The sequence below is a fragment of the Metallibacterium scheffleri genome, assembly GCF_002077135.1.
Taxonomy (GTDB): domain Bacteria; phylum Pseudomonadota; class Gammaproteobacteria; order Xanthomonadales; family Rhodanobacteraceae; genus Metallibacterium; species Metallibacterium scheffleri.
Map to the genome: position 1 here is coordinate 243,476 of NZ_LDOS01000005.1, position 16,949 is coordinate 260,424.

Consider the following 16,949-nt stretch of genomic DNA (forward strand, 5'->3'; position numbering starts at 1 on the left):
GCGGCATGGGCAGATTAAGCCCGTCGAGCTTGCACTGTCAATGGTGATGCTCGTACGTGGATCTTGCAGTACACGGTGTTCGAATGCTACTTTGAACATGGGGCAGTGACAGGGAAGCTGTAATTTGCGGCCAAATTTCATCTAATGCATTGTTCCTATGAATGTTCTGGACAGTACGATGAAATTGTCCGAAGCTGCCGATTCGGCAGCCCCGCACCTCTCAGCCTCCCTGCCGCCTGGATATGGACATGAAGCGGACGTGGAGCGAGCCCGAGCTGGAAGAATTTTGGACGTTGTCCCCCGAAGAGCTGGTACTTGTCACGGACAAGCCAACCCCGCGCCGCCTTGGCTTGGCGATGCAGCTCAAGTTCCTGCAAGTCGACGGCCAGTTTCCGGGTAGTCGTCACGATGTTCCTGCAGCCGTGGTACGGCATCTTGCCGATCAGCTCGATGTTCACCCGAAGCATGTCGCCAACTATGGCATGGGGGGCCGGTCAGCTCAGCGTGATCGAGTGGCTATCCGTCAGTTTCTCAACTACCGCGAGGCCAACGATTCCGACAACCGCCGTCTGGTGACGTGGCTTTGCGACGACATCCTCCCTCGCGCTCCGGACACGCAGTATTTGGACGATCTGGCCATCGGCTGGTTGAAAGAGCAGCGTGTCGAGGCACCTGTAGCCGCCTATCGCCAGCGACTGATCCGTTCGGCGATCAGCCGCTTTGAAGACCAGTTGTATGAAACGATCGTGTCCCGCCTGTCTGAAGCCTCCAAGCAACAAATGAATCGGCTGCTTGAAGTCGATGCTGAGGTGATCAACCTCCCCGGCACCGAGGAAACACGCCGAGCGGCGACATTAAACGATCTGAAATCTGATCCGCGCCGGCCAAGCCTTGATAGCATGTTCGACGAGGTCGCCAAGCTCCAACGCATCGACCAACTGCAGTTGCCGCCGGATCTCCTAGCAGGCGTTGCTCCCCGTCTCGTGGATCAGTATCGCCGACGTGTCGCCACGGAGCCGCCGAACGAATTGCGTAAGCGTGTGGATGGCACACGGCATGCCCTGCTGGCCATCTACTGTTGGCAACGCCGGCGCGAAATCCTCGACGGGCTGGTCGAGTTGTTGATTCATACGGTCCACCGCATCAGTGCCACGGCGGAACAGCGCGTCGAGAAGCAGATGTTCGATGATTTCCGCCGCGTGCGCAGCAAGAACGCCGTCCTGTTCAAGCTGGCCGAAGCGGCGGTTGATCATCCCCAAGGTGTCGTACAGGAGGTGCTCTACCCCGTGGTCGGTGAGCAAACCTTGCGCGACCTGGTCAAGGAATTCAAGTCGAGCGGTCCGATGTTCAAGACAGTCGTGCACACCGTCATGCGCGCCTCGTACAGCAATCACTATCGCCGGATGCTGCCGCTCCTGCTCGATGCGCTGCCGTTTCGCTGCAATAACGACGCGTACCGCCCGATCATGGCGGCATTGAAGTTGTTGCAGTCCTCGCGCGGCCAGCGCTTCCAATATTTCAAGGCGGACGATTCCCTTCCGATCGAAGGCGTGATCCGGCCGAAGTGGATGGAGATCGTCATCGAAAAGGATACGGCTGGTGAATCTCGCGTCAACCGCATCAACTACGAGATCTGCGTACTGCAATCATTGCGTGAAGCGCTGCGCAGTAAAGAGATCTGGGTGGACGGTGCCGACCGTTTCAGGAACCCTGACGAGGATCTACCGAGCGATTTCCGGGAAAACCGCGACGCCTACTATGCCGCGCTGAAACTCACCACTGATGCGGCACCGCTGGTGGACTCCCTCAAACGGGCGATGACCGAAGGTTTATCCATGCTCAACGACGGCATGCCTGGCAATGAAAAGGTTCGCATCCTGCAGCGCGGCCCCCATCGCCTGAGTGTTACGCCCCTGGATGCGCAACTCGAGCCGGTCAACCTGACCGCGCTCAAGGAGGAGGTTGCAGCACGATGGGCATCGACAGGCCTGCTCGACGTCCTCAAGGAAACCGAGATTCGCATTGGCTTCACTGAAGCCTTTCAGACGGCGGCATCCCGCGAGACGTTGGATCGTGCCGAACTGCAACGGCGCTTGCTGCTATGCCTGTACGGCTTGGGCACGAATGCTGGGTTGAAACGCGTGCTCGCCGGCGACACCCAGATCACCTACAAGGAGTTGCTGTACACACGGCGCCGTTTCATTGAGAAGGCGTCCATGCGTAACGCCATTGTCCGTGTCGTCAACGCAATCTTTGCCGTACGCCAAGTGGACCTTTGGGGCGAAGGCACCACAGCGTGCGCCTCCGATTCCAAGAAGTTCGGTGCCTGGGATCAGAATCTCATGACGGAGTGGCACATCCGCTACGGCGGGCGTGGCGTGATGATCTACTGGCACGTCGAAAAGAAGTCGGTGTGCATTCACTCGCAGCTCAAGCGGTGCTCGTCGTCGGAGGTGGCCGCCATGATGGAGGGCGTCCTGCGACACTGCACCGACATGACGGTCGAGAAGAACTACGTCGATACCCATGGCCAGAGCGAGGTGGCCTTCGCTTTCAGCTACCTGCTCGGATTCAAGCTGCTTCCCCGGCTGAAGTCGATCAACAAGCAGAAACTGTACGTTCCCGAAGCCGGCAGCGCCGCCCAATACACTGCACTGCAGCCGATCCTGACACGCCCGATCAACTGGGATCTGATCACGCAACAGTACGATGAGATGGTGAAGTACGCCACCGCGTTGCGAGTGGGCACGGCCGACTCTGAATCCATCCTGCGCCGGTTCACGCGCACCAACGCCCAACATCCGACCTATGCGGCCCTGGCGGAGCTGGGGCGCGCGGTGAAAACGATCTTTCTCTGCCAGTACCTGCATTCGGAGGCGTTGCGACGGGAGATCCACGAAGGCCTGAACGTCGTGGAAAACTGGAACAGCGCCAATGGCTTCATCTTCTATGGCAAGAGCGGCGAAGTCGCTACCAATCGCCTGGAGGATCAGGAGATCTCCGTGCTGGCGCTCCATCTGTTGCAACTGAGTCTGGTTTACGTCAACACCCTGATGATCCAACGGGTACTGGCCGAGCGATCATGGCGACGACGCCTGACCCCCGAGGATCGGCGAGGCCTGACACCGCTGTTCTACCTGCATATCAACCCGTATGGGCGGTTCGATCTGGACATGAACACGCGATCGGAGATCGAGGAGACGCTGGCCGCCTGAACCGTTATGGTCACATGGATAGGTGGCCAGGAGCTGGGGGAAGTGACAGCAGCGGACCGCTCGCCGCGAGGCCTGATTCGATCCTTGCGCGCGCGAACGGATCGCCGCCATCAATGTAACGCATGGCCGAATGCACGTCTTTCCAACCGACGTATTCCATCAGCGCTCGGACGTCCCAGCCATTCGTGTTGGCCCAGCCGGCGAAGCCTCTTCGCAACGAATGGCTGCTGTAATCGTCGGGCGTCGGCAGTCCGGCATGGGTAAACAAACGCCGCAGTAAAGCGATCAAACTGTTGGGGTGCAAGGGCACCACCGCGATACGTCCCCAGCGATCGACGCGGCGAAACAGCGGCCCCTCCACGAGGCCGGCCGCGGCAATCCACGCCGCCGTGGCAGTAACCGGGCACCACCGTGACAGGGCTGGTACCGGATAAGTTCGTCCAACATTTTGACGATCACTCTTGCTCTGCGCCAGGAAGCAGGTCATGCCTTCACCGGGTACCAGGTGCAGGTGCTCGACCTGGACCCGTAGCAGTTCATCGCCTCGAAAGCCCCGCCAGAACCCCAGCAGCACCAACGCGCGATCTCGCGTGTGTCGCAACACGGCGGGCTGATCGCCACGATTGCGCGCCGTGGTGATTGCGGTATCCAACCAGTCCGACACTTGACCCAAATGGGCGAGCTGCAACGGTGTGGCGCGTTTCTCGATGCTCGGATGCAATGCCTGAATACCCTTGAGCGCCATGCGCACGATCGGTGCGCGCGTGGGGTCGGCGAAGCCGTGGTCGCGGTGCCAGAGCGCCAAGGCAGCGATCCGGTGCCTCAACGTGTTGACCGACAACTGATCGGCGTACTCGGCAAGGTACCTGGCGATTTGATCGGCGGTCGACGGCAGGTGCCCGCCGGCCTCGATTTCGAAATGCCGGATCGCGCCTTCGTAGCTGCGGCGGGTATTGGTGCGGGTGGCCGCGTCGAGATACTGGTCGAGCTTCGTCATGCGATGTTTTTTACCTCCAGCGATTCTTGGCCCCTACCGCACCATTGCCGAATCACCTCCCAGAGGTTGTTTCTACATGGGGTGATCGCATTCGAGCAGTCGGCCAGCAGCCATGACTGCCTGCATTGAGCGCAGCGCGCGGTGATCATGCCACCAACATGGGTACCCCCGATCTGCGCTTCATCTCACCCTGCCACCGGCATGGAAGGTTGATCTGATCCTTGAATGCGCGGTTGTCCATCAGCCGTGCTCCGCGGAGTACGTTCTCGACATCGATCACGGCAGCGTCCACCACCACGCCGACTGCCACGATGAGACCGCCGAGCTGTAACCGCGACTGAGAGATCAAGGCGGTTCGCAGCGCGGACCTGCCGGATGCCGGAGACACGTAGGCCAAACCGCACCATGTGCCGCAGACTTCAGTGTCCGTGACGGTGATGCGAGTCTGGATAATGCGGATGGCTGTGGATGATCTGTTCGTGCACGTGTGGATGGGTGTGCGGCTCCTGACCATCCCACGGGAAGTCGTGTGCGTGGAAATGATGGACGTCATGGCGGTGACGGTGGTTGTGCGCCAACACCGCGTGCTCATGTTCGTGTACGTGCCGCTCGCTCACGTGCAGCCATACGCCGATGGCCATCAATGCACCCGCCAGCAGAAAGGCGAGGCTGCCGTGTTCAGTGAAGAGTGCCATCGCGAGCGCGGCACCCAGGAAAGGTGCGGTGGAAAAGTAGGCGCTGGTTCGCGCCGTACCCAGATGACGCAAGGCCAGCACGAACAGGACCAGGCTCAGGCCGTAGCCGATGAACCCGAGCGCCCCGGCGGCCAGCACGGGCAGCAGGTGGGGGAAGCGATAACCCAAGGCAAGCGCGATGGCGATGTTGATCGTGCCCGCAACGCCCCCCTTGATCGCCGCGATTTGCACCGGGTCGCTGCCGGCCACTGCGCGGGTCAGGTTGTTGTCCAGCGCCCAGCACAGGCAGGCGCCAGCGATCGCCAAGGCGCCCCAAGGCACGCTGACCCCGCTCCGGCGCTGCCACGACAGCAACACCGCACCCGCAACAATCGCCAGCATGCCCAGCGCCACGCGCCGATCCACGTTCTCGCGAAACACCGCCCATGCCAGCACGGCGGTGAGCACGCTTTCCAGGTTGAGCAACAAGGCTGCGGTCGAGGCCGTCGTGCGCGCAAGACCCAGCATCATCAGCACGGGACCGAGCACGCCGCCGAACAGCACGGCGCCTGCCAGCCAAGGCGCATCGCGGCGCGTCAGCGAAGACTCGGCGGCAGAATGTCTGAGCCCGCGACGCAGCGCCATCCATGCCAACAGGCCGATGCCCGAACCGGCATAGAGCACGCCGGCCAGCAGCAGCGGTGACATGCTGCCGAGCAGCAGCTTTGCCAGCGGTGTGCTGATGCCGAACAGCGCGGCGGCCGCGAGTGCCTGGACAATGCCTTGCGGAAACGGTCTCATGGGATGCACGTGATTGGGTGGCGCTACTTGGCATATACACCAACTGGGCAATTCCTTGTTCCACTGCCACATGCCGAGGCGGGCTACCCGGCAGCGATTTCCACCCACACCCTTTCGCTCCGCTCCCGGCGGTCACCCATGCTCCCCGGCCACCTCATTTCCCACACCCTGGCTGTGGCGCGATGAGGCGCTGAGTCTGGCGATTGCCCCTGCCGGTCAGGGTCGGGCTGTCCGACTCGCCAGCGTGATCGAGGGCAGCGACACTGGCCTCACAACTCAAGATCAGCGAGGAAAGCGCGGCCCACCTTATGGCGCAGCTCGCCAAAAAGGGCAAGGTGCACTTGAGCGCTCGAGCATCGGTGGCCACCCGTCGCACTCGTGCTTCAGCGCGCAGCGCAGGCTGTTCAACCCGTCAAAGGCGCCTTGCGCAGACGCAGCGCGTTGCTGACCACCGACACCGAACTCAGGCTCATCGCCGCCGCGGCCAGCGCCGGCGACAGCAGAACGCCGAAGAACGGGTACAGGATCCCGGCCGCGACCGGAATGCCGATGCTGTTGTAGACGAAGGCGAAGAACAGGTTCTGGCGGATGTTGCGTACGGTGGCGCGCGACAGGGCCCGCGCGCGCAGGATCGCGGTCAGCTCGCCCTTGACCAGGGTCACCTGCGCGCTCTCCATGGCGATGTCGGTACCGCTGCCCATGGCGATGCCGACGTCGGCCGCGGCCAGCGCCGGCGCGTCGTTGATGCCGTCGCCGGCCATCGCCACGCGCCGGCCTTCGGCCCTGAGAGCGACGATCACCGCGGCCTTGTCGGCCGGCGACACCTCGGCATGCACCGCGTCGATGCCCAGCGTTTTCGCCACCGCCTGCGCGGTGGTGGCGTGGTCGCCGGTCAGCATGACGATGCGCAGGCCGATTGCGTGCAGGCGGCGGATCGCCTCGGGCGTGGTCGGCTTGATGCGGTCGGCGACCGCGACCAGCGCGGCCAGCGCACCATCCGCGGCGAGGAACATCACCGTGGCGCCTTCGCCGCGCAAGGCCTCGGCGCGTGCGCGCGCCGCGGCGTCCACGCCGACGCCCAGCTCGTCCATCAGCGCGAGGTTGCCCAGCGCGGCGGCGCGGTCGCCGACGCGCGCGCGCACGCCGCGACCGGTCAGCGCCGCGAAGTCGCGGACCTCGACGACGGTCAGTTTCTCCTGCTCGGCGGCGCTGACGATGGCGCGCGCCAGCGGATGCTCGCTGGAGCGCTCCAGCGCCGCGGCCAGCGCCAGCGCCTCGGCGCGATCGAAGGCACCAAAGGCGATCACTTCGCGCAGTGTCGGCTTGCCCTCGGTCAGCGTGCCGGTCTTGTCCACCACCAGGGTGTCGACCTCGCGCAGTGCCTCGATCGCAGCGGCGTCACGGAACAGCACGCCGGCCTGCGCGCCGCGCCCGGTCGCGACCATGATCGAGATCGGCGTGGCCAGCCCCAGCGCACAGGGGCAGGCGATGATCAGCACGGCGACCGCGGCGATCAGCGCATTGGCGTAACGCGGATCGGGGCCAAACGCCGCCCAGGCGACGAAGGCCAGCACGGCCACCGCCACCACCACCGGCACGAACCAGGCGGCGACGCGGTCGGCCACGCGCTGCAGCGGCGCCTTGCTGCGCTGCGCCTGCGCGACCAGGTTGACGATCTGCGCCAGCAGGGTATCGGCGCCGACCTTGTCCGCGCGCAACAGCAGCGTGCCGGTCTGATTGAGTGTGGCGCCGGTGACGCGATCGCCGGTGTGCTTGTCCACCGGCAGCGGCTCGCCGGTCAGCATCGACTCGTCGACGCTGCTGGCGCCTTCCAACATCACGCCGTCGACGGGAATCTTCTCGCCGGGACGCACGCGCAGGGTGTCGCCCACGCGCACCTCCGCCAGCGGCACGTCGGCCTCGCGGCCGTCGGCAGCGACGCGATGCGCGGTCGTCGGCGCCAGACCCAGCAGGGCCTTCAGCGCCGCGCCGGTGCGGCGGCGTGCGCGCAGCTCGAGGAAATCGCCCAGCAGCACCAGGGTGACGATCACCGCCGCGGCCTCGAAGTACACCGCGACGCGGCCATCGGCGCCGCGAAATGCCGGCGGAAACAGTCCGGGCGCGGCGAACGCGATCACGCTGTAGGTCCATGCTACGCCGGTGCCCAGCGCGATCAGGGTGTACATGTTGGGCGACCACGGCCGCAGTGATCTCCAGCCGCGCGCGAAGAAGCTGGCGCCGCCCCAAAGCACGACGATGCTGCCCAGCAGCGCCTCGGTCCACGCGGCGAGCGCGTCCCACGGCGCCGGCAGATGCACACCGAACAGATGCGGGCCCATCGCCACCGCGAACACCGGCAGGGTCAACGCGACGCAGATCCAGAAACGCCGCACGAGATGCGCCAGCTCGCCGCCGTCATCCGTATCCAGCGTCGGCAGCAGCGGCTCCAGCGCCATGCCGCACTTGGGACAGCTGCCGGGATGGTCCTGGCGGATCTCCGGATGCATCGGGCAGGTCCAGATCGAGCCAGCCGGCTCGGCCGTTGCCGGCGCGGCTTCCGCGGGCCGCAGGTACTTCGCGGGATCGGCGTCGAACTTGTCCTTGCAGCGCGGATTGCAGAAAAAGTACGTCGCGCCGGCGTGCTCGCTGCGGTGCTTCGCGGTGGCCGGATCGACGCGCATGCCGCAGACCGGATCGATCGCCGTTTTCGTATCGACCACGGTCGCACCATGGGCGTGATCGCCGTGCGTGTGGCCCGCGTGCGGATCGTCCGCCGCGTGGCGATCACCACCCGCGCAGCAGGACGCGCCAATGGGCGGTGCGGGTTCGACGCTGGTTTGTGCGCCGCCGCTGCATGACACATCCGCGGCAGACGCCGCAGAGACATCCGTCTTGGAACCAGCACAATATCTGCCAGGCGTCGGAGCCTGCGCGTCATGCCCGCTGGTGTCATGTGCCCCGTCAGGGTCGGCATGCGAATGCTCGTGGCGATGTTCGTGGGTATTCATCACGTCTCCTCGTGGCTCAGTGCGGCCAGGATCGGGCAGCTTTCCAGCGCGCCATGACCCGGGCAGGTATCGATCAGGTGCTTGAGGCCGCGCTGCACGCGCTTGAGTTCGCGGATGCGCCGATCGATCTCGGCCAGGCGCGTCTCGGCGCGCTGCTTGACGCCACGCACGCCGCGTGCGCGATCGGCCGACAACGCCAGCAGTTCGCGAATCTCAGGCAGGGTGAAGCCCAGCTCCTTGGCGCGACGGATGAAGCGCAGCCGTGCCACCGCGTCAAGCGTGTAGTCGCGATAGCCCGACAGGCGCCGCTCGGGCTCGGGCAGCAGACCCTCGCACTCGTAAAACCGAATGGTGTCAATGCCGACGCCAGCGGCGCTCGCGACACGGCCAATGGTCAGATGCGGGGTTTCCACGGTGGCTTGAAGAAGGGTGTTCATGTGGCAAGCCTAAACCCTTGAGTAGGGTCCGGAGTCAAGCATCTGCGCCCAAGTGCCGCATTTGCCCCCGGCACGGGCACGGATCGCAATCGGCCCGCGCCCGTCATGGCGACGCCGCGTGCGACGCCCGCATTGACGTCACCTCCGGCTCCGCGCCCAGCGGCCGCCCGGCGCGCAGGCGGCGACGCTCGAGCAGCCGGTAGCCCACCGGGATCACCAGCATCGACAGCAGCGGCGCGGTGATCATGCCGCCGACCATCGGTGCGGCGATGCTGCGCATCACCTCCGAGCCGGCGCCGTGGCCGAACATGATCGGCATCAGGCCAGCCAGGATCACCACCGCGGTCATGGCGATCGGCCGCACCCGCAGCACCGCGCCGGCGTCGATCGCTTCATCCAGCGCCAACTCATCGGCGCCGCCGGCCTCCACCCGTTGCCGCCACGCGTTGCGCAGATACAGCAACATCACCACGCCCAGCTCGGAGGTCACACCCGCCAGCGCGATGAACCCGACCATGGTCGCCACCGACACCGGGTGCCCGAGCAGCCACACCAGCCAGATGCCGCCGACTAACGCGAAAGGCAGCGTCAGCATGATCAGCAAGGCCTCCGGCACGCGCCGGAACACGCTCCAGATCAGCACGAAAATGATCAGCAGCGTCAGCGGCACGATGGTCTTCAGCCGCTGCACGGCGCGCTCGAGGAAAGCGTACTGGCCGGCCCACTCCAGCGTGTAGCCCGGTGGCAACACGACCTGCCGGTGGATCGCATCCTGCAGGCGCGCCACCACGCCACCCAGGTTGCTGCTCGAGTTATCGATGTAGACGTAGTTGGCCAGTTGTCCATCCTCGCTGGTCAGCATCGAGGGGCCGCCGATCACGGACACCGTCGCCACCGCCTCCAGCGGCAATTGCGCGCCATCGGGCGCGACGATCAGCAGGTGGCGCAGCGCCGAGTCGCTCTGCCGCTGCGCACGCGGATAGCGCAGCACGATCGGAAAGCGCTCGCGACCCTGCACGGTCTCGCCGATGGGATCGCCGCCGACCGCGGTGGCGATGATCGCCTGCAGGTCGGCCTGGGTCAGGCCGTAGCGCGCCGCCGCGTCGGGGCGGATGCGCACATCGAAGTAACGTCCGCCGTTGCTCTGATCGGCGGCGGCCGAACCGACCCCGCGCACGCGCTGCGCGACGCGCACGATCGCGTTCGAGAGACGCTGCAGCACGGCGGGGTCCGGGCCCAGCACCTTGATGCCGATCGGGCTCTTGATGCCGGTCGACTGCATCGACACGCGGTTAGCGATCGGCGGCACGAACAGCGGCGTCAGTCCGGGGATGCCGCGTACCGCCTGTTGCAGCCGGTCCTGCACCTTGGCCATGGTCATGCCCGGCGGCCACTGGCTGCGCGGCTTGAAGGTGATGGTGGTCTCGAACATGTTGATCGGCGCGGGATCGGTGGCGGTGTGCGCACGGCCGGCCTTGCCGAACACCGTCGCCACCTCGGGCACGGTCTTCAGCAGGCGATCGGTCTGCTGCAGCAGTTGCGCGGCCTTGCCGTAAGACAGTCCCGGCAGCGCGGTCGGCATGTACAGCAGGGTGCCCTCGTTGAGCGGCGGCATGAACTCGCTGCCGAGGTGCAGCAGCGGCCAGGCGCTGGCCGCCAGTACCAGCGCCACGCCCAGCAGCACCGCCCAGGAGCGCCGCAAGGCGCCGTGCAGCAGCGGCCGGTAGCCGCGGATCAGTGCACGGTTGAGCGGATTCTCGCCCTCGGGACGGATACGGCCGCGGATCAGATAGCCCATCAGTACCGGGACCAGCGTCACCGCCAGCGCGGCGGCGGCGGCCATCGCGTAGGTCTTGGTGAAGGCCAGCGGCGAGAACAGCCGGCCTTCCTGCCCCTGCAGCGCGAATACCGGCACGAAGGACAGTGCGATCACCAGCAGGCTGACGAACAGCGCCGGCCCCACCTCGGCGGCCGCTTCGGCGATCACCTCCCAGCGTTCGGCGCCCTCGGGGGCGCACCCGTGCTGCTCGTGCCAGTGCTCCAGATGTTTGTGCGCGTTCTCGATCATCACCACCGCGGCATCGACCATCGCGCCGATGGCGATGGCGATGCCGCCCAGCGACATCAGGTTGGCGCTGACGCCCTGGTAATACATGACCAGAAACGCCGCCAGCACCCCCAGCGGCAGCGTGATCACCGCCACCAGCGAGGAGCGCAGGTGCCAGAGGAACAGTCCACACACCAACGCCACCACCAGGAATTCCTCCAGCAGTTTCTCGCGCAGGTTGTGCGCGGCCTCCAGGATCAACTGCGAGCGATCGTAAGTGGGCACGATCGCGACGCCCTTGGGCAGGCTGCGCCGGAGTTGCGCGATGCGCGCCTTGACCGCCTCGATTGTTTTCAGCGCGTTGGCGCCCTCGCGTTCGATGACCACGCCGCCGACGACCTCACCCTGACCATCGAGATCGGCAATGCCGTTGCGCAGCGTCGGCCCACGGCGCACCACGGCGACCTCGCCGAGCCGCACCGGCACACCGCCCGGTCCGGTCGTCAGCGGAATCCGGTCGAAGTCTTCGCGGGTATGCAGATAGCCGATGCTCTGCACCATCAGGTCGGCCTCGCCCTGCGAAATCACTGAGCCACCGGTGGCGCCATTAGCCGCGCGCACCGCGCTCGCGACCTGGGGCAAAGTCAGTCCGTACGCCGCAAGCTTGACCGGATCGACCACGATCTGCCAGGCGCGCTGCATGCCGCCGATGCTGGCCACCTCGGCCACGCCCGGCACGGTCTTGAGCTGGTAGCGCAGATACCAGTCCTGCAGCGCGCGCAACTGGCCGAGATCCATCGTGCCATCGCGGTCGACTAGTGCGTACTCGTAGACCCAGCCCAGGCCGGTGGCGTCGGGCCCGAGTTCCGGGTCGACGCCCTGCGGCAGCCGCGCGCGCGCCTGGCTGAGATACTCCAGCACCCGCGAGCGCGCCCAGTACAGATTGGTGCCGCTGTGGAAAATCACGTACACCAGCGAATAGCCGAACGAGGAATACGCGCGCACGGCTTTGACATCGGGCACGGAGAGCATCGTCGTCGCCAACGGATAGGTGAGCTGGTCCTCGACCACCTGCGGCGGCTGCCCGGTCCAACTCGTCTTCAGGATGACTTGCGTGTCGGAGAGGTCGGGCAAGGCATCGAGCGGGATGTGCAGCGCGGCCCATACCCCCCAGCCGGCGAGCAGCAACGCGCCCATCAGCACCATGAAGCGGTTGCGGATGGCGGCGCGGATGATGGCGACGATCATGGCGTGTGTCCTCCCGTGGACGCCGGCATGGCCATGCCGGGCATGGACGAATGCTTTGCAGGCGCCGGACGCTCATCCGTGCTCCGATCCTTGGGTGGGAGAGGCGGGTTTGCCTTGCCTCCTGCTCCTGCGGAGTGCGCCGTGCTCCCTTCTCCCGTCGGGAGAAGGGTCGGGGATGAGGGTTCGGCTTCGACGTGGCGCTGCGCATGCGCCGGACCCTCACCCCTGCCCCTCTCCTGGGGGGAGAGGGGTTCGGGTGGCACGGTCAGGCGCTGCAGCGCGCCATCGAGATTGGCCTCGGAGTCGATCAGGAACTGGCCCGAGGTGACCACGCGCTCACCACCCTTGAGGCCTGCCAGCACCTCGGTATAGCCATCCGCCGAGCGGCCGATGCGCACCGCGCGTGGCTGCATGCGGCCATCGCCGAGGTCGAGGATCACGCGATTCTGCACGCCGGTGCTGATCAAGGCCTCATCGGGTACCAGCGGATGCGGCGTGGTGCCTGCGATCGCCAGGCGCACCGTCGCGTACATGCCCGGTGCCAGCGTGCCGTGCGGATTGTCCAGCGCGATACGCGCGGTTTCGGTGCGCGTGCGCGCATCCACCTCGGGCAGCAAAGCCTCGACGTGACCGACAAAGATGCGCCCGGGAAACGCGTCGACTTCGATGGCGACCGGCGTGCCCGGGCCGATGCCGGCGACTTCGGCTTGCGGGATCGCGGCATCCAGCCATAGCCGGGCGAGATCGTCGATGCGCAACAACGTCGTGCCGGCCGCCACCTGCTGGCCTTGGCGCACGTCCAGCGCGCTGACCACGCCGGAGACCGGCGCGCGCAGCACGATGCCGCCGTCGGTCGAACGCGATGCGCCATCGATCTCCTGCGCGCTCAGGCCGAGCACGCGCAGGCGCGCGCGCGCGGCGGCGCGCAGCGCGCGCGCATCGACCGACTGCGCATGGTCCAACACCTGGTATTCGGCCAGCGCCGAACGCCAGGCCGGCGCCAGCAGCTCCGCCAGCGGCTGGCCGGCACGCACGTGATCAAACGGTGCGCGCATGAACAGCCGAGACAGCACGCCGTCGGTGCGCGCGCTGACGACCACCGAGCGACGACGATCCCAGGCCAGAACGCCTGGCACACGCAACTCCTGGTGCAACACGCCGACACGGATGACGCTGGTGCGCATGCCGAGGTTCTGCTCGACAACCGGGCTGATGCGCACCAAGCCCATACTCGTACCTGACCCGCCCGCATACTTCGGCACCAGTTGCATACCCGGCATCAGCGGCGATGGCCCGGGATGGTTGAAGTGCGTGGCGGGCTGCATCGGGTCATACCAGTACAGCACTTTGCGTGCAGGCTGGGCGCCAGACGTTGGCGCGGCACTGCCGTGATCGCGCGTTCCGAGGACATAACCGGCGGCTGCAGTGACGCCCAGGGCCGCTGCCAGAAGAATAAAAACAGATGTGCGGCTCATTGCGCGTACTCCGGTAACAGGTAGGCGAGTTCGGCCCAGCTCTCGCCCCAGGCCTTGAGCGCCTCGACATAGTCAAGACGGGTGGCGATTTCGTCGCGGCGCGCCTCCAGCCAGGGCTGCAGCGAGGCGCCGCCGCGGTAGGCCGCCAGCGCCGCCGCACTGCGGTCGGCCGCCAGGGCCAGCAGCGTGTCGCGATCGCGCCGTACCTGGCGGCCGTAGCCCTGCCAGGTCGCCAGCAGACGCTGCACCGCCTCGACCTGCGCGCGGCGGGCGTTTTCGCGCTCGGCGCGCACGGCCTCGAGGTCGGCGCGGCGGGCCAGGATGTCCTGGTCCTCGCGATGGGCGGGGAACAACGGCAGACGCACGCCCACCAGCAGCGTAATCATATTCGGCAGGCCGGGTGCTCGCGCGCCATAGTCCAAGCCCACGCTCCAGCCTGGATGCTTGCTGGCGCGAGCGCTCTGCAGTGCGGCCTCCGCGCGGTCTTCGCGCGATTCCCAGTCGAGCAGGGGTGCCTGCTGGTCGGGAGTCTGCAGCAGGTGCGCGTCGGTGACCGGGAGCCGCGCGAAGTCGGGGGACGCGGCCAGATCCGCGCTTGCCGCTTCGCTTCCAATCCAGCGCGCCAGCGCGGCGCGCGCGGAGGCGACGCCGGCGCCGGCAAGGTCGAGCCGATTGGCCAGCTCGGCCTGCGCCGCTTGCGCCGCGAGGACGTCCGTCACGGAACCGGTGCCGCCGGCCAAGCGCGCCTTGGCCACGACAATGGCCAGCGCGTTCTGCCGCTCCAGTCCCTCGATCTGGTCGCGTGCCTGCTCGGCGGCCCACAGGGAAACCCAAGCCGCAGCCGCCGCTTGTCGGGCATTCAGGCGTGCCTGCTCGGTTTCCGCATTGGCCGCGGCCTCGCCCGCACGCGCACCGGCACGTTCCGCGGCCAACTGGGTGCCGGAGGGGATCTCCTGACTGAGCCCCACCGTGCGCATGGTCATGGAATCGGCGGCGGTGCTGAAGGCGCCAGGCCCTTGCACCGTCAGGTTCTGCACCCCGAAGGTAAGGCGCGGATCGGGCCAGCGACCGGCGCGATTGCGGTCAGCGCGGGCGGCATCCTCGCGAGCACGGCCCGCCCGCACCAGCGGCGCGCGCTCGACGGCCAGTATCACCGTCTGTTGCAGGGTCAGCGGCGACGCGGCCCATGCCGGAAATACCGTCAGCGCCAGCAGCGCGGTCGCGCATTGCAGGTGAAACACGACGCCACGGCGGCGCCGGCGATCGAACACGAACATGGCAAGTCTCCATCGGGCGGAACGCATCCGGCACGCGCTCGGCGTGGCCGGTCACGACACACGAGGGAGGGTCTAGATCAGCAGGACGCAGCAGCGCGGCGGCGGCGATGCGCCGAGATCAACGGCCGCGCGATCGTCGAGACGCGTCGACGGCGGGACTGGAGTGATCGCCAGCACCGGCGGCTGCGGCGGCAACGCCAGCGCGGGCACCATGGGCGCGCGCGCGTCCTGCGGCGCCGGTGCCGGCTGTGCGCAATGCTGCACGCACAACGCGCGCGCATGCTGAATCATGCTCGTCATGCCGTCGCAACCAGGCATGCTCGCCATCGACTGCATCGCCGCCTGCACGGGTACCGCGGCCTGCGGCAGCGAACAGGCGTACGCCACCAGCGCCAACTGCTGGAACAGCAGCGCGCACAGCGCCAGCAGTGCAATGCGCAGGCGCGTGCGGCGGGCGAAGTGCGGACGGTGACGCATGTTTTGGATACTAACTCAAGACAAGACTGTGGAGGTAGTTGCGAAACTCCCCTGAGCGCCTGAATTTCTTCGCTGCTGACGCGAAAAAAAGGAGTGCGGGTGGTGCCATTGAAGGCAAAATGTGGGGTATCGAATCTCACAGATCACCCGCCCATGAATCATAAGCTGCGCGCCCGTCTTTCTCAATTCCACACCCTGTTCCAACACGAGCTGGTGCCGCTCACCGAAGCGAGCCTGGGCGTGCGGCTGACGCCGAAGCTCGAGCAGTTGCTGCGCATCTGGGAGATGGTCCAGATCGAGCGTTTCGTGCCGGTGGGTCGCGGCTGGGTGGGACGGCCGGCGCGCGAACGCACGGCGCTGGCACGCGCGTTCGTGGCCAAGGCGGTGCTGGGCTTGCCGACCACGGTGGCCCTGATGGAGCGCCTGCGCGTGGATGGGTGCCTGCGGCGGCTGTGCGGTTTTGATGGGCGGCGCAAGCTGCCCGGCGCATGGCTGTTCTCGCGCGCCTTCGCCGCGTTGGCACAACAGGACGTGGCCGGTGCGGCGCATGCGGCGTTGATCAAGGCCCAGCTGGGCGATCAGCTGATCGGCCACATCGCGCGCGACGCCACCGAGATTCAAGCGCGCGAGAAACCGGCCAAAGCCCAGCCGCCCGTCGCCGCACCGCCACCGCGTAAACGGGGACATCCGCGCCAGGGCGAGAAGCGCCCGCCGGTACTGACCCGCATCCAGCGCCAGATGCAAGGCATGAGCCTGAGCGCGATGCTGGCCGACTTGCCGCGTGCCTGCGACGTCGGCAGCAAGACCAATAGCAAGGGCTTCAAGTCCAGCTGGATCGGCTACAAGCTGCACCTGGATGTGGCCGATGGTCAGATTCCCATCAGTGCGCTGGTCACCGGCGCCAGCGTCCACGATTCGCAAGTCGCCATCCCGCTGGCCACGCTGACCGCCGCGCGCGTGACCAGCCTCTACGATCTGATGGATGCGGCGTATTGCAGCCCGCTCATCCGCCAGCACAGCCGCGATCTGAACCACATCCCGTTGATCGATCACGACCAACGGAAGTCCCCAAGGGACAACCCGCGTGGCGGGCAGAAGATCGACTTCGCCCCGCATGCCGCCGAACGCTTCAAGACCCGTACCCAGGTCGAGCGGGTCAATGCCCGCCTCAAGGACGAATTCGGCGCGCGCTGGCTGCGCGTGCGCGGCCACAGTAAGGTCACCGCGCACCTGATGCTGGCGGTGCTGGTGCTGGCGGCCGATCAACTGCTGCGCCTGGTCACCTAGCCGCTG

At 66.5% G+C, this 16,949-nt stretch carries 9 protein-coding genes and 1 pseudogene; 2 read left to right on the plus strand and 8 right to left on the minus strand.

What is annotated here, in order from left to right; genetic code table 11:
* Nucleotides 1–248: 248 nt before the first annotated feature.
* Nucleotides 249–3,215, plus strand: a complete 2,967-nt coding sequence (locus Mschef_RS16380; RefSeq protein WP_136256311.1) for a Tn3 family transposase — start codon at nucleotides 249–251, stop codon at nucleotides 3,213–3,215.
* 28 nt (nucleotides 3,216–3,243) lie between these two features.
* On the opposite strand, the pseudogene Mschef_RS16385 reads toward Mschef_RS16380, so the two are convergent.
* From Mschef_RS16385 to Mschef_RS16425, 8 genes and pseudogenes are all read right to left on the minus strand, one after another.
* Nucleotides 3,244–4,212: pseudogene (locus Mschef_RS16385) on the minus strand (tyrosine-type recombinase/integrase); the annotation flags it as partial.
* Between the two features lie 419 nt (nucleotides 4,213–4,631).
* Nucleotides 4,632–5,687 carry a DMT family transporter gene (locus tag Mschef_RS16395; RefSeq protein ID WP_081130296.1) on the minus strand — a complete coding sequence of 352 codons (1,056 nt, stop codon included), beginning with the start codon at nucleotides 5,685–5,687 and terminating at the stop codon, nucleotides 4,632–4,634.
* 404 nt (nucleotides 5,688–6,091) lie between these two features.
* Nucleotides 6,092–8,695 carry a heavy metal translocating P-type ATPase gene (locus Mschef_RS16400; RefSeq protein WP_081130297.1) on the minus strand — a complete coding sequence of 868 codons (2,604 nt, stop codon included), beginning with the start codon at nucleotides 8,693–8,695 and terminating at the stop codon, nucleotides 6,092–6,094.
* Entirely contained in the window at nucleotides 8,695–9,132 is a 438-nt protein-coding gene (locus Mschef_RS16405) for a MerR family DNA-binding protein (protein WP_081130298.1), read from the minus strand. The genes Mschef_RS16400 and Mschef_RS16405 overlap by 1 nt, the downstream gene beginning before the upstream one ends.
* 103 nt (nucleotides 9,133–9,235) lie before the next feature.
* Nucleotides 9,236–12,427 (minus strand): efflux RND transporter permease subunit, encoded by a 3,192-nt coding sequence (locus tag Mschef_RS16410; protein WP_081130299.1) that lies wholly within the window; start codon nucleotides 12,425–12,427, stop codon nucleotides 9,236–9,238.
* On the minus strand, nucleotides 12,424–13,902 hold the full coding sequence (locus Mschef_RS16415) for an efflux RND transporter periplasmic adaptor subunit (RefSeq protein ID WP_081130300.1): 1,479 nt from the start codon (nucleotides 13,900–13,902) through the stop codon (nucleotides 12,424–12,426). The genes Mschef_RS16410 and Mschef_RS16415 overlap by 4 nt, the downstream gene beginning before the upstream one ends.
* Nucleotides 13,899–15,179 carry a TolC family protein gene (locus Mschef_RS16420; protein ID WP_081130301.1) on the minus strand — a complete coding sequence of 427 codons (1,281 nt, stop codon included), beginning with the start codon at nucleotides 15,177–15,179 and terminating at the stop codon, nucleotides 13,899–13,901. The genes Mschef_RS16415 and Mschef_RS16420 overlap by 4 nt, the downstream gene beginning before the upstream one ends.
* A 72-nt stretch (nucleotides 15,180–15,251) precedes the next feature.
* A complete protein-coding gene (locus Mschef_RS16425) occupies nucleotides 15,252–15,656 on the minus strand; it encodes a hypothetical protein (protein ID WP_081130302.1) in 405 nt (134 codons plus the stop codon).
* 153 nt (nucleotides 15,657–15,809) lie between these two features.
* On the opposite strand from Mschef_RS16425, the gene Mschef_RS16430 reads away from it, so the two are divergent.
* Complete coding sequence (locus tag Mschef_RS16430) at nucleotides 15,810–16,943, plus strand: transposase (RefSeq protein ID WP_210772036.1); 1,134 nt, start codon at nucleotides 15,810–15,812, stop codon at nucleotides 16,941–16,943.
* The last annotated feature ends 6 nt before the right edge of the window (nucleotides 16,944–16,949 follow it).